The organism is Thermodesulfobium sp. (assembly GCF_053498235.1).
In genome coordinates this window covers 1-14,088 of the sequence record NZ_JBRCUV010000034.1, presented here as the reverse complement: position 1 = coordinate 14,088, position 14,088 = coordinate 1, and the positions used below count along the sequence as shown (strand labels likewise).

The 14,088-nt window shown below is 37.2% G+C and carries 14 protein-coding genes; 11 read left to right on the top strand and 3 right to left on the bottom strand.

Translation table 11 applies throughout. The annotated features are described in order from the left end of the window. Window positions 1–17: 17 nt before the first annotated feature. On the bottom strand, window positions 18–914 hold the full coding sequence (locus ACWIUX_RS04405) for a hypothetical protein (protein WP_448589512.1): 897 nt from the start codon (window positions 912–914) through the stop codon (window positions 18–20). A gap of 33 nt (window positions 915–947) precedes the next feature. Here ACWIUX_RS04405 and ACWIUX_RS04400 point away from each other — a divergent pair, with 33 nt between their 5' ends. Beyond that, window positions 948–1,622: a response regulator transcription factor gene (locus ACWIUX_RS04400; RefSeq protein WP_448589511.1), complete on the top strand. Its 675-nt coding sequence runs from the start codon at window positions 948–950 to the stop codon at window positions 1,620–1,622. Window positions 1,623–1,711: 89 nt separating this feature from the next. Continuing rightward, a complete protein-coding gene (gene pstS, locus ACWIUX_RS04395; RefSeq protein WP_448589510.1) occupies window positions 1,712–2,791 on the top strand; it encodes a phosphate ABC transporter substrate-binding protein PstS in 1,080 nt (359 codons plus the stop codon). Window positions 2,792–2,871: 80 nt separating this feature from the next. Here the strand turns inward: pstS and ACWIUX_RS04390 are convergent, their stop codons facing one another. Both ACWIUX_RS04390 and ACWIUX_RS04385 read right to left on the bottom strand, forming a co-directional pair. Then, complete coding sequence (locus ACWIUX_RS04390) at window positions 2,872–3,594, bottom strand: SIR2 family NAD-dependent protein deacylase (RefSeq protein ID WP_448589509.1); 723 nt, start codon at window positions 3,592–3,594, stop codon at window positions 2,872–2,874. A gap of 3 nt (window positions 3,595–3,597) precedes the next feature. Beyond that, complete coding sequence (locus ACWIUX_RS04385; RefSeq protein ID WP_448589508.1) at window positions 3,598–4,455, bottom strand: MBL fold metallo-hydrolase; 858 nt, start codon at window positions 4,453–4,455, stop codon at window positions 3,598–3,600. A gap of 407 nt (window positions 4,456–4,862) precedes the next feature. On the opposite strand from ACWIUX_RS04385, the gene ACWIUX_RS04380 reads away from it, so the two are divergent. From ACWIUX_RS04380 to lepA, 9 genes are all read left to right on the top strand, one after another. Further along, window positions 4,863–6,092: an NAD(P)-dependent malic enzyme gene (locus ACWIUX_RS04380; RefSeq protein ID WP_448589507.1), complete on the top strand. Its 1,230-nt coding sequence runs from the start codon at window positions 4,863–4,865 to the stop codon at window positions 6,090–6,092. 8 nt (window positions 6,093–6,100) lie between these two features. After that, window positions 6,101–6,487 (top strand): hypothetical protein, encoded by a 387-nt coding sequence (locus ACWIUX_RS04375; protein WP_448589506.1) that lies wholly within the window; start codon window positions 6,101–6,103, stop codon window positions 6,485–6,487. A gap of 9 nt (window positions 6,488–6,496) precedes the next feature. Next, a complete protein-coding gene (locus ACWIUX_RS04370; protein ID WP_448589505.1) occupies window positions 6,497–6,796 on the top strand; it encodes a hypothetical protein in 300 nt (99 codons plus the stop codon). Between the two features lie 34 nt (window positions 6,797–6,830). Further along, window positions 6,831–8,615 (top strand): succinate dehydrogenase flavoprotein subunit, encoded by a 1,785-nt coding sequence (sdhA, locus tag ACWIUX_RS04365; RefSeq protein ID WP_448589504.1) that lies wholly within the window; start codon window positions 6,831–6,833, stop codon window positions 8,613–8,615. Window positions 8,616–8,625: 10 nt separating this feature from the next. After that, window positions 8,626–9,333, top strand: coding sequence for a succinate dehydrogenase iron-sulfur subunit (locus ACWIUX_RS04360; protein WP_448589503.1), 708 nt, complete (start codon window positions 8,626–8,628; stop codon window positions 9,331–9,333). Window positions 9,334–9,476: 143 nt separating this feature from the next. Further along, window positions 9,477–10,826: an FAD-dependent oxidoreductase gene (locus tag ACWIUX_RS04355; protein WP_448589502.1), complete on the top strand. Its 1,350-nt coding sequence runs from the start codon at window positions 9,477–9,479 to the stop codon at window positions 10,824–10,826. A gap of 58 nt (window positions 10,827–10,884) precedes the next feature. After that, entirely contained in the window at window positions 10,885–11,724 is an 840-nt protein-coding gene (locus tag ACWIUX_RS04350; protein ID WP_448589550.1) for a fumarate hydratase, read from the top strand. Window positions 11,725–11,765: 41 nt separating this feature from the next. Next, window positions 11,766–12,236 (top strand): ImmA/IrrE family metallo-endopeptidase, encoded by a 471-nt coding sequence (locus ACWIUX_RS04345; RefSeq protein WP_448589501.1) that lies wholly within the window; start codon window positions 11,766–11,768, stop codon window positions 12,234–12,236. Window positions 12,237–12,369: 133 nt separating this feature from the next. Then, on the top strand, window positions 12,370–14,088 hold a 1,719-nt coding region (lepA, locus tag ACWIUX_RS04340), incomplete at its 3' end, for a translation elongation factor 4 (protein WP_448589500.1).

Here is a 14,088-nt window from a genome sequence, read left to right as displayed (position 1 = left end):
AAAAATTTTTTGGGCAGCTAAAATTTAAGTTCTACCTTAGCCCCGTTTTCATTTGAAAATGTAGTTTGAATGTTAGATAACCTTGCAAGGCTCTTAATAATAGCTGTTCCAAGGCCAATTCCTGAACTATTTTCCCTACTTAGCTCCTTTAGCTCGCCTTCTTTAAATCCCTCACCGCTGTCTCTTATAATTAGTTTATTATCGTAAAAGTCAACAAATATTGGTTCTTTTCCGTGAATTAGTGAATTAAGAAATATGTTTTTTGTTATAGTTTTAAGTATATATGGGTTTGATTCAACAACTATTTTCTTTTCTACGTTTAATTTTATATTTGAATGCAATACTTCTGGTAAAGAATTATTTATTAAATCTTCTAGAAATGATAAGAGGTTAATTTTAGTTTTTTGCGAGTTTATAAGGCCTAATTGAATCTTTGTTATTATTATGGCGTTGTCAAGCGCAAAATCTAGTCTCTTTATATTATTGAGCAACTTTCTTGAGAAGATAGAATCTATCTTGCCTGTAGCTTCTCCTGTTTCAACAATTGAACTTATAACTGTAATTGGAGTCTTTAACTCATGTGAGATTTGGCCAAGAAGCTTTTTTTTAAGATCTGAGGTTGCTTTACTTTCTCCAGGTTTCAATGCAATAAACTTTAAATCTCCTATTGATTTGATGAGAAATGTGTATTTGGTAGCATCTGTGCCCAGAGATATTTCTTTTTCATAATATTCTACTTTATTATCCTTTAATACCTCATGAGCCTCAGAAAACCGTAATATTTCAAAGTAATATCTTCCCTTTAAATCCTTTATCCATGAAAAATCTTTGAATTTTGTGTTGTAGTAAATAACTTGTCCGCTTTTATCAATAATTAAAACTGGATATTCAATTAACTCAATAATATCTTTCAAAATTTCCATATTATTTGATATTATAGTATAAATATGAGTAACGCAATTCTTTTAGTTGAAGACGATATAGACATATCAGAGAATATCAAAACCTACCTGAACATAAACGGTTTTGATGTCTTTCAGGCTTATAGTGCTGATGAGGCCTTTAATCTTCTTGATGAGAAAGAGATCTCTTTGGTAATACTTGATCTGATGCTTCCAGACATGTTTGGTGCTGAAGTACTTAAGGTTTTAAGGGCAAGGGGCTCAAAAGTTCCTGTTTTGGTTCTGTCAGCGCTTTCAGAAGAGCACAATAAGGTGAGTTTGCTAGACTTAGGAGCTGATGATTATTTAACCAAACCATGTGGTATGAGAGAACTACTTGCAAGGGTAAAAAGCCTTATAAGAAGAAATAGGGATTTTAATGTGATACTTGAAAAGGGACCCTTTAAGGTAGACCTCGAAAAAAGTCAGATTTATTTTCAGGGTAAACTGATGAACCTTACAGCTACCGAGTATAAACTGTTGCTTTTCCTTCTTGAAAATGCTGGTAAGACTTATTCAAGAGAAAAGCTCGTTGATAATGTTTGGGGAGAGGGATATTTTGTAGAAGCTAGAATGGTTGACGTGTATATCAGGAGATTAAGAGAAAAGATTGAAATTGATCCCTCTAATCCAAACATACTCAAAACCAGACGCGGTTTTGGGTATGTTTTAGATCTTTAGCGTTAACTTTAAATTAACATACGATTAACGTGTTATTAACATTCAAACTCTATTCTGTTATAGATGTAAATTTAAGAGGAGGTTAATTGATGAAAAAAATTCTGTTTTCTTTGTTAGGTGTCTTTTTGCTTGTGGCTGCAGTTTTTTATGTATCAGGATGTTCTGGCTCAAATGCTCCTCAGTCGTCATCTCAGGTAAAACAGCTTACCGGAGCTGGCTCTAGTTTCGTATACCCTTTGTTTTCAAAGATGTTTGAGGAGTATAAGAAGGAGAAGGGAGTAGAGATAAATTACCAATCAATAGGTTCTGGTGGCGGAATAAACGCTCTTAAAGATGGTACCACAGATTTTTCTGCAAGTGATGCCTATATGTCAAACGAAGAGGAAAAAGCAGTGCCTGGTGGTGTGGTTACTATAGCAGATGCTGCAGGTGCGGTATCTATAGCCTATAATATACCAGGGGTTAACGATCTTATCTTAGATGGCAAAGCTTTAGCCGATATTTATCTTGGAAAAATTAAGAAGTGGAACGATCCTTACCTGGTGAAACTTAATCCTACAGCAAATCTTCCAGATAAACCTATAGTTGTAGCTCACAGATCCGATGGTTCTGGAACGACCTTTATATTTACAAATTATCTTTCTCTTATGAGCCCTGAATGGAAAGACTCTATTGGAGCTGGTACGTCTGTCAAGTGGCCTGTGGGTCTTGGCGGTAAAGGAAGTGAAGGGGTTACTGCAATTATTAAACAAAATCCATATTCAATAGGTTATGTTGAATTGACATATTCGATCCAAAATCATATTACAACTGCAAAGATGAAGAATAAAGCAGGAAATGTTATTGCTCCAACTCTTGAAAGCGCTAAAAAGGCATTCGAAGGCCTAAAGCTTCCTTCTGATATGAAGGCTCTTGCGCTTGATACTTCAAATCCTGAAGGATATCCAATTTGCGGATTTACATTTATACTTCTGCACAAAGAGATGCATTATCCTGGTAATACTTTAGAAAAAGCAAAGGCTGTCCTCGATCTAGTAAAGTGGATAATAACGGACGGGCAAAAGTACTGTGAATCTCTTGACTACGTGCCGCTTTCTAAAGAGGCTGTTGATAATGATATGAAGCTTCTAGAGTCAATTACCTGGGATGGAAAGCCCATTCTGAAATAATTTTAGCGATATAATAGAAACAAAATCCGCAGGCACTAATGCCTGCGGAGCCCCCTTCTCAACAAGACTCAGATTGCGCTTTAATTTAAATTTTTATAAATCTCTCCTAGTGCTACTGTTGAACTTTCGTGAAATACTGCATCAGCAAATCCATCTAAATGAGTTTTCGTTTTATTAATTATAATCAGCTTTGCATTGAACTTTAAAGCAGTTTCGGGGATTGCTGCGGCTGGGTAAACGCTTAAGCTTGAACCTATCACGATACACGTTTTAGCCCTTTTAATAACTTCCATTGCGTCGTTAAAGCTTTCTGGCATAGCCTCTCCGAATAACACAACGTTTGGCCCAATTGCTCCGCCGCAATTTGGGCACATTTCAACCTCATCTAAAATCTTCGAGTCAAATATAGACTTGCAGGTTCTGCAATAGGCCTCATCTAAATTGCCGTGTATTTCAATAACCCTTTTCGATCCTGCTTTTTGATGCAATCTATCAATGTTTTGAGTTATTACGTGTGTCACAAGACTTATCTTTTCAAGTTTTGCAACTATCTCATGTGAGGCGTTCGGTTTTGCAAGCTTTATTTTTGACAGCCTTTCTCTGTAGAACTTTATAAACTCGCTTCTTTTCTCGTACAGTGCATCTACAGATGCAAGTGAAATAAAATTTTCTTGATTCCACAAACCTGTAGGAGATCTAAAATCTGGTATTCCAGATTCTGTGGAAATACCAGCTCCAGAAAATACAACAACCCCTCCTTCTCGAATAATATCGGCTGCCTTTTTGTAGTCGCCCTTTAACATCTCTTACACCTCAAAAGTTGATCCAACGCCTGAAAATATAAATTTATCTTTTAGTTCGCTTGCACACCTTGATATCATCTGAAGTCCTGTACAATGAACAAAGGCAACCCTTTCTGGATCTAAAGCTTTTAAAGCTTCAATCGTTTTGTCTTGCTGCTCCTTGGGTGCTGGCCCAAGGTGTGATCCACCAATGATAGCATCTAATTTACTACTCCCAGTTAACTTCTTGCCTTGTTCAATAATATTTATTATCCCTTTGTGTGCACATCCTGTTAAGACAGATAACAAATCGTTGTTCTTAAAATATATACTCATGTCTTCCTCAAACGTGTCTGGAACGAGATTGCCATCTTTCTCCAACTTTAAAAGTTTTTGATCGGTTATTTCAAAATCATTTGATGTCTCTATTTGATAAGACAGAAAGATGTTTTCTTTAATTTTAGTTTGGGAGTCTAAAAATACAAAATTTGCCCCAAGAGACTCAAGCATTTCTTTGGCAAAAGGGATACATATAAAGGTAGTTTTTTTAGTTTTTGAGGAAAAGGTTTTCTTAAAGATATTGTGGTGAGCATATATTTTTATATCCCTTCTCATATAGTCAAGAAGGGTAAGAAGTCCTCCTGTGTGGTCACTGTGGTTGTGGGAAAGAATTATCGCATCAATTTTTTTTAGGTCCTTTTTTAATCTATGCGCATTATTTAAAAGAGCAAAGCCGCTTGAACCTGTGTCGTACAAAAAGGTCTCTTTTCCAGTTTCAATTAATGCGCTAAATCCATGTTCTGCAATAAGGTTTGCAGGGCTAGATGAAAGGACTGTATTGTCAACGAGAATTGTTATTTGAATGCCTGCTTTTCGTGACATATTTTGCCTCCTTAAATTTTTTAAGACTTATCTTAGATTTTAAAAAATAAAACCTTTAAGAGTCCTTTAAGTGAAAGGATTTGTATAAATCTCCTCTTTTGTCAAGTTATGTGTAAGAACTTTAATGTATACTATATATTATAAGCATATATAATTTTTATTTCATCGCATTTGTAAAATAAATAACTTTTATTTTACTAAAGGATGCTATCTATTATACAATTTTAAGTTGTAAACTTTAATTCCTGTGTAGTTTAATGTTAGGCTGTGCTTTATATAGAGTATTGTAAATTATATTGTTTAATTTTGTGTGTAAGGAGGGTGGTGGTTTTTGCGTATTTTTGCCAAGTACGTTATAAAGTTTTTTTCTAATCAAAGTTGAGCTAATTTCAAGGAGGTAGTAAGAATTGTCTTTAAAAGAAGAAGCATTAATTTTTCACAGAAAGACGAAAGGGAAAATAAGCGTTGAAAGTAAATCAGTTATTGAGAACGTTCACGATCTCTCTTTGGCTTATAGCCCGGGTGTGGCTGAGCCAGTAAAAGAGATAGCCTTCGATCCAGAGATGGCTTACTATTACACCTCAAAGTGGAACATGGTTGCTGTTGTTACAGATGGAAGCGCTATCCTGGGGTTGGGAAATCTCGGAGCATTGGCATCGTTACCTGTTATGGAAGGTAAGGCAGTACTTTTTAAAAAGTTTGGTGGTGTTGATGCCTTTCCAATTTGTTTGAACACAAAGGATTCAGAAAAAATAATTGAAACAGTTAAGCTTTTAGAGCCTGTCTTCGGGGGAGTAAACTTAGAGGATATTGGAGCGCCTAGATGCTTTGAGATTGAAAGGAGGCTTAGAGAAGAACTTTCGATTCCAGTTTTCCACGACGATCAACACGGCACGGCTATAGTTACACTTGCAGGATTATATAATGCTTTAAAGGTTGTAGGTAAAAAGATAGAAAATATAAAGGTAGTAATAAATGGAGCGGGAGCGGCAGGAATTTCTATAGCGAAACTTCTAATTCACATGGGAACAAAAAACATAATACTCTGTGACACAAAGGGTACCATATACAAAGATAGGCAGCAAGGTATGAACCCATATAAAGATGAGATCGCAGAGGTTACCAATCCTGAAATGATAAAAGGAACTCTTGCAGATGCAATGAAAGGAGCGGATGTTTTTATAGGGGTTTCTGTAAGAGACGTGGTCAATCAAAAGATGGTGAAATCTATGGCTAAAGATCCGATAGTTTTTGCTTGTGCAAATCCAGATCCCGAAATTAATCCAAATGCTGCAAAAGAAGCAGGGGCAGTTGTAGTTGCTACGGGCAGGTCTGACTTTCCCAATCAAATAAACAACGTTTTAGGCTTTCCAGGATTGTTTAGAGGAGTTCTTGATGTAAGGGCGAGAATTATAAACGAGGAAATGAACGTGGCAGCGGCAATTGCAATTGCTGAATCAGTAGATGAAAGCAAACTTACTCCTGATCACATTGTTCCTTCCCCACTTGATCTTGAAATATATCCACGAGTAGCGGCAGCTGTCGCACGTGCTGCTATGAAGTCTGGTGTAGCTAGATTTGCAGTCTTGCCTATCGATGTTGAACTTAATGCGCGTAGAATTCTTGGGCTAAGTTAGGAGGGGCTATGTTAAGAAATGTTCCAGAACTAAAATCATATAAATTATTTCCGGGAAGTTTTCTCTTTTATTTACACAGGATTACAGGCTTACTACTTGGGCTATACCTTTTGTTTCATATATTCTACCTGTACGGCATAAGGTTTGCTGATCCATCACTGATACCATTTTTTGAATCTATGCATGCCTTTCATGAGAGCCTTAAGATAATAATCAATCCAGGAGTTGCCTTTATTGCAGCATTCCACGTGATGAATGGGTTAAGAATTATTGTTTTTGAGTTTGAACCTAATCTTGCTATAAGAGAAAGACAAGCTGGATGGTTCTATTGGGTTATAGGAGTTACTTTAATAGCGTTTCTCGTAAAGATAGCCCAATCGATAATATTTGGTTAGGAGGTTAATGTGAACTACACTCGTTCTCTTATGCGCGCAAACGCAAGAAATATGTGGTTTTGGCAACGCGTTAGCGCTGTTGCACTTATAATTTTATTGGTGTTGCACGTTTTTAAGTTTGCGCTATTTTTCCCTGTTCATGTAGCTTTTGCTGCTTTTGTTTGTATCCATTTGTATATTGGAATGGTTACTATTACAAGGGAATATATAAAAAAGGCAACTCTTAACACATTTCTAAATATGGTATATATAGTACTTTTCCTGGTTATATTTTTTGCTGCTGTCAGAATCGCAGAGGTTACTTTTTAAACCTTATAATCTTGTTTGTTGAAAGGAGTCTGAAGTGAAGGATTCAAAAGTTTTATCCGAGAAGGTAGTGGATGTACCGTTAAGGAATGTGCACCAACACGATGTTGTTATAATTGGAACTGGGCTTGCTGGTCTTTGGGCTGCCATAAAGTGTAAGAGTGCAGGCCTTGATACAGCATGTATGACAAAGCTTTCTATGCCTCAAAGATCTCATTCAATTGCTGCTCAGGGGGGGACTGCCGCAAGTTTAGGGAATCTTGAAGAAGATTATTGGGAATGGCATATGTTTGATACTGTAAAGGGATCTGATTTTTTGGCGGATCAGGATGCTGCTGAAATAATGGTAAAGGATGCGGTTACAGTTATTAGGGAATACGAACATATGGGGACTCCATTTTCTAGAACTTTAGATGGGCTTATTGCTCAGAGAAAATTTGGCGGTCACGTAAAGGATTTTGGAAGAGGGGGTCCTGTTCTAAGAGCTTGTTATGCTGCTGATCGAACTGGGCACGTTTTGCTTCACACGCTTTGGCAGAAGGCTCTGGAATTAGGGATAAGGTTTTATACCGAAATGTTTGCAATAAGTCTTATAGCAGATGGTCCAAAATGCGCAGGCGTAGTTACTTGGGATATAAAAAATGGTGGCTTACACGCCTTTAAAGCGAAGGCAACTCTTATTGCTACAGGGGGATATGGTAGAGCCTGGAAAATAACTGCTACATCTTACTCATACACTGCTGATGGCCAATATATGGCTCTGAGGGCAGGTGTGCCTCTTGAAGATATGGAGTTTTTCCAATTTCATCCAACTGGTTTGTTTGATAGGGGCATTCTAATGACAGAAGGTTGTAGAGGTGAAGGGGGATATTTGATAAATGACTTAGGAGAAAGGTTTATGAAGAAATATGCTCCTGAAAAGATGGAGCTTGCACCAAGAGATATTGTAAGTAGGGCTATCACAAGCGAGATAGAAGCGGGGAGAGGGATAAAGGGTGGTCCATACGTATATCTTGACATTAGACATCTTGGAGCTGAGATAATAAACACAAGACTTCCGCAAATAAGGGAGATCTCTATAAAGTTTGCAGGAGTTGATCCAATACATGAACCTATACCAATAGTTCCTACTGCCCATTATTCTATGGGCGGCATACCTACGGATGTTGACGGGAGAGTTTTATTTGATGGTAAAACTCAAATATTCTCCGGTCTTTACGCTGCAGGTGAGTGTGCCTGTGTGAGCGTTCACGGTGCAAATAGATTGGGTTGTAACTCTACCCTAGATGCATCGGTATTTGGCAGACGTTGTGGATTGGCAATTGTTAAGGATTTACCGAACCTTGAGCACCTTTCTCTTGAAGAGGACAGCGCAAAGATGGCGAAGGAAGAGATAGAATTTATTTTAAACCAAAAAGGTTCTATAAAGCCAGAAGAAATACGAAATGAATTACAAACTGGAATGCAAAACTACGTTGCTGTCTTTAGAGATGAAGAAGGGCTTTCGAAGATGGTTTCTATATTTGATGATATTCATAAAAAATTATCTCAGATGTATATCAGCGATAAAACTCTTCAATATAACACTACCTTGATGGAGGCTATGGAGTTAAGACACCTAATAGCTGCAGCAGAGGCGGTAACATATGGTGCGTTGAACAGGACAGAGTCAAGAGGAGCTCAAGCAAGACGAGATTATCCAAAGAGAGATGATGAAAACTGGCTCAAACATACTCTTTATTTCAAAGACGAATCTGGTTTTAGATTTGATTATAAAGAAGTAAAGATTACTAGATTTGTCCCAGAAGAAAGAAAGTATTAAGGAGGTAGCCGTGGGTGACTTATATAAACTAACGATTTTTAGATACAATCCAGAATTAAAAGAGACATATACTAGTAAATATGAAGTGGAGGTTACCGAAAGTCATTGGACATTGCTTGATGTTTTCAGGTACATTAAGAGCAATCTTGATGATACGCTGACTTTTAGGTATTCATGTGGTCAGGGAATTTGCGGTTCATGTGCTGTGACTGTAAACGGGAAAAGCACTCTTGCCTGTGAAACTCAAATGAAGTTTTTGGATAGCTTCGACCTTGTAGTAGAACCTCTTAGAGGATTTCCTGTAATTAGGGATCTAGTTGTGGATCATAGCGTACTTGACGAAAAGGTTAGAAGCGTAATGCCGTGGCTAATTTGTAAAAAAGACCCAGAATCAGATAAAGAAAGAATTCAATCCATTGAAGACAGGGCTAAGCTTGATGGCTTATATGAGTGTATAGTTTGTGGTGCGTGCGTTGCAGCCTGTCCAACATTTTGGAAAAATAAAACATTTTTAGGTCCTCAAGCCCTTTTGTATGCCTGCAGGTTTATGTTGGATTCTAGGGATGAAGGCAAGAACGAGAGATTTGAGGTGCTTGCTGACAAAGACGGCATATATGGATGCCATACCATATTCAATTGTATGGAGGTTTGTCCAAAAGAATTAAATCCCGGTAAAGCAATACTTGAATTGAGAAAGATGTTTATGAACCTAGAGTAATCGTAAGTGAAGAATATGTTGTTATTTTGTTTTGAATGAGGGTGACAGGTTGTCATCCTCATTTTATTTTCTTCTGATTTATTTTATAAAATATTCAAAATTATATTTATAATAATCTATATAAATTACTTTTTGGAGGGACTATGCCTATTCAAGAGAGGGTAAAACTTAGAGAACTTGCACCAAAGGATAGGATTTATAACTACAATGAAATAGCTTTAGGATTAAGTGAAGAGGAGCTAGAATATGAGGCAAATAGATGTCTTCAATGTAAAAAACCAAGTTGTATAAAAGGTTGTCCTGCAGGTTTGAATATACCAAGATTTATAAAGCTTGCTAGGGAAAAAAGATTTAACGAAGCCCTTTCTGAGATACTTGAACTTAATCCATTTAGTGCAACCTGCGCCAGGGTTTGCCCATATGGATTTCAGTGTGAGGGAAGTTGTGTTTTGAATAAGACTGGAAGACCTATAGCAATAGGGGCTATTCACAGATTTATATCTGATTACGGCGAATATCAAATGAAAATGGTTAGTGAAAGTGAAAGGGTAAAGGGTAAAGTGGCAATTATTGGAGGTGGAACTGCTGGTTTAAGCGCTGCCTTTGAACTCTCAAGACACGGAGTGGACGTTGATATATACGAGTCAAGACCAGTAATAGGAGGCCTTGCACGCGCATGTATTCCTCCGTATAGGTTGGCTAGAGAAGTCTTGGATAGAGAAATAGTTTATATTCTCTCACATGGAGCTAAAATCAAGAACAACATAACGGTAGGCAAAGATATTTCACTTAAAGACTTTTTAGATCTTTATGAATACGTTATTCTTGCAGTAGGGGCAAGCAAATGCTGGTCTTTGAGATTGCCGTCAAATGGTGGAGAGGATTTTTTTGCCTATTCAGCGATAGAGTTTATTGAAAACTATATGTTCAGAAAAAAGGTTTTTGAGAGGGGTTTAAAAATTCTTATTATTGGTGGCGGAAACACTGCGATTGATGTTGGTAGGATATCAATAAGAGAAGGCCTTCACCCAGTGGTTGTCTATAGGAGAGGAAGAGAACAAATGCCCGCGCTCCCCAAAGAAATAGAAGAGGCTGAAGAGGAGGGTGTAAAATTCAAGTTTTTTGAGGTTCCAAAAAGGGCTATTCTTGAAAATGGCAAGTTTAAAGGCATTGAAGCACTTCAGGCGAGGCTGGGTGCGCCGGATAAAAGTGGTAGGCCAAGCTTTGAGGCTATTGAGGGAAGCGAACACTTTATTGAAGGCGATGTTCTAGTTTCTGCAATAGGTCAGGAAGTTGATCCAGAAATTTTAACTGGTTGCGACATTAATTTAGAAAGAGGTTTATTGCCATATGATTTTGGAGAAGAATTTGAACATAAAGTTTTCTCTTGTGGAGATGCAGTTACAGGCCCATCTGTTGTTGTAAAAGCTATGAGAAGTGGGCTTGAAGTTGCAAGAAAGGTGATCGAAAAGCTTAAAAACAGCAGCTTTTAAGATAGTTTGCTCAAATTTACTCTAAATTTAATTGAAAAACAATTAGGAGGAAGGCTTGATGAGGGAGTTATCCGTAGAGGTTTTAGAAGATGCTATTAAAGAATTGGTTATGGTTGCGAATTACAATGCACCTGAGGATGTTAAAAGGGCTTTTGATCTGGCTCTTGAGAAAGAAGAATCTGAAGTTGGGAAAAAGATACTTTTGGAATTTAAAGAAAATCATAAATTAGCGTCAGAAGAGAAACTTGGAATATGTCAGGATACAGGTCTTGCTGTGATATTTTTGTTCCTTGGTCAGGATGTACACCTTGTTGGCGGCGATATATACGAAGCTATAAATAGAGGAGTTGAGAAAGGTTATACTGAGGGTTACCTAAGAAAATCAACATGTGATCCATTAACTAGGAAAAATTTGGGCACGAATACGCCAGCAATTGTACACATAAAATTTATACCAGGAGATAAGGTAAAAGTTGTGGTTATGCCAAAGGGTGGTGGAGCTGAAAACATGAGTGCTTTAAGGATGTTCCCCCCATCGGCAGGGTTAGAGGGAGCAATGGATTTTGTAGTTGAGACTGTTAGAAAGGCAGGACCTAACCCTTGTCCCCCCACTATAGTAGGGGTAGGAATAGGTGGAAACTTTGAGCGTGTAGCCTTTTTGGCAAAAAGGGCTCTTCTTAGGCCTATTGGTTCAAAAAATACAGATGAAAGATTGGCTCATATAGAAGAGGAGTTACTTGAAAGAATAAATAAACTGGGAATTGGTCCAATGGGGCTTGGAGGTAGGATAACCTCTCTTGCTGTTCATGTGGAGCTAGAACCCTGTCACATAGCTTCCTTCCCTGTAGCGGTGAACATAGAATGTAATGCCCACAGGCACAAGAGTATAGAACTATGATTGTTTAATAAATATTTACCAGTTTTTAAGATAAAAACGTTGTGAATAAAGAAGATTATTACAAAATATACCCGCCTGTCTTGCCCTTGCTTGAAAGGTTTCCTGATTTAATTGATTTGGTGAAGCCTATTGAAGCGATCCTTGAAGAAAATGGTATTGAAGTGGGACCAATAGATTTTCCCTCTATTATGGGGCTGTGTGTCAAAAAGGGAACAAGGTCGTTTATTGGTTACAAAGAAGGTGTAGCTTCTCACATTAAAGAGGAGATATTGTTGCATGAGCTTACCCATTTGGTATTACATAAAGAAAACACGCTCTGCCTTATAGGTGATATAGTTAGCAAACTGGAAGTTGAGGCTTGGAAGGTTACAGCCGTAATATTGATTCCAAAGAAGTATAAATTTGAAAGCACTAAGGATGAAGATTTTTATATAGAAAATTATTTAACTTCTGAAGAAGGTGCAGCAAGATCCCCAATGCTTATAAATATTAGAAATTCTATGAGTTTATAAAAGCAAATATCCCCAATAGTACCGCAAGCATCTTGCTCGTGGAGTGTTCTTCTCCTACTAAGCTTCTTGCTATAATCATATTAAATCTGTTTTTATATCTAATAATTTGATTATAAAAAAAGGAGTATGAGATTTGGATAACATAAGGAACTTTTCAATTATAGCTCATGTAGATCACGGCAAATCTACTCTTGCGGATAAGATACTAATCAAATCAAAAATAGTTAGCGAAAGAAAGCTCGTGCCACAGATGCTTGACAATATGGATATTGAGAGGGAAAGAGGCATAACAATAAAAGCAAGGGCTGTCAGACTTGATATCAACTGGAATGGTAAGGACTATATCTTAAACCTTATAGATACGCCGGGACACGTTGACTTTTCTTATGAAGTTTCTAGATCGCTTGCTGCTTGTGAGGGTGCAATTTTACTCGTTGATGCTACTCAAGGAATAGAAGCTCAAACGCTAGCACATGGACTTCTCGCTATAGATCAGAATCTCATTTTAATACCAGTAATAAACAAAGTAGATCTTCCTACTGCCGATGTCGAGCGAACGAAAAAGGAGATAATAGATGTTTTTGGTTTTAGTGAGGAAGAGATCATACTAGCAAGCGCAAAAGAGGGCAAAGGGATAGACGAGATAATCTCTGCTGTTATTGAGAGAATTCCTGCACCTAAAGGAGATATAGGCGAACCTTTATCTGCTCTGATCTTTGATTCCCATTATGATTCTTATAGAGGCGTTGTTGTATATGTAAGAATTTTTGAAGGTGAAGTAAGAAGTGGAATGAACATAAAGCTTCATTCGACCGGTAGAACTTTTGAGGTTCAAGAAGTTGGGTTTTTCAGAATAGAACCTGAGAAGGCTAACTTCTTAAGGGCAGGGGAAGTGGGATACATTGCTGCAAATATAAAAAATATAGAAGATGCACGAGTGGGAGATACTATTGAAGAAGAAAAAAGACCTGCCAAGAAAATCTTAAAGGGGTTTAAGCCTCCTCTTTCAATGGTTTTCTGTGGGCTTTATCCCATAAACACTGATGAGTATAACATTTTAAAAGACGCTATTATGAAGTTAAAATTAAACGATGCATCACTTGTTTTCGAACCAGAAACCTCTGCTGCTCTTGGATTTGGTTTTAGATGTGGCTTTTTAGGAATGCTTCATATGGAAGTTACTATTGAGAGACTTAAAAGGGAATTTGGCATTGATCTCATTATTACTCCCCCCTCGGTTGTTTTTGAAGCTGTGAAGTCAAACAAAGAGATAGTGAAGATACATAATCCTTTGAAGATGCCAGATCCTGGCACGATAATATCTTTGAGAGAGCCCTATGTTAAGGTATCCATTTTTTCACCCTCAGAGTATATAGGTGCAATTATGGAACTTTGTTCTAATAAGAGAGGAAACTATATAGACATGGAATACCTTGATACAAAAAGGGTAATAATAAGATTTGAGATGCCGCTATCAGAAATAATTTTGGATTTTTTCTCTTTATTGAAAACCAAAACAAAAGGGTATGCTTCTCTTGATTATGACTTTATTGGCTATAGAGAATCGGATCTTGTTAGATTGGATATTTTGGTAAATAAAGAAAAGGTAGATGCGCTTTCTTCAATTGTTCACCGAAGCAAGGCACAGGAAATTGGGTCAAAGATCGTCTCCTCTCTTAAGAGGTTAATACCTAGACATATGTTTGAGATACCTATTCAAGCTGCGGTGGGTTCAAAAATTTTGGCAAGAGAAAACATTGCTGCAATGAAAAAGAATGTTTTACAAAAGTGTTATGGAGGAGATATTACTCGTAAGAGAAAATTATTAGAGAAACAAAAAGAGGGAAAGAAG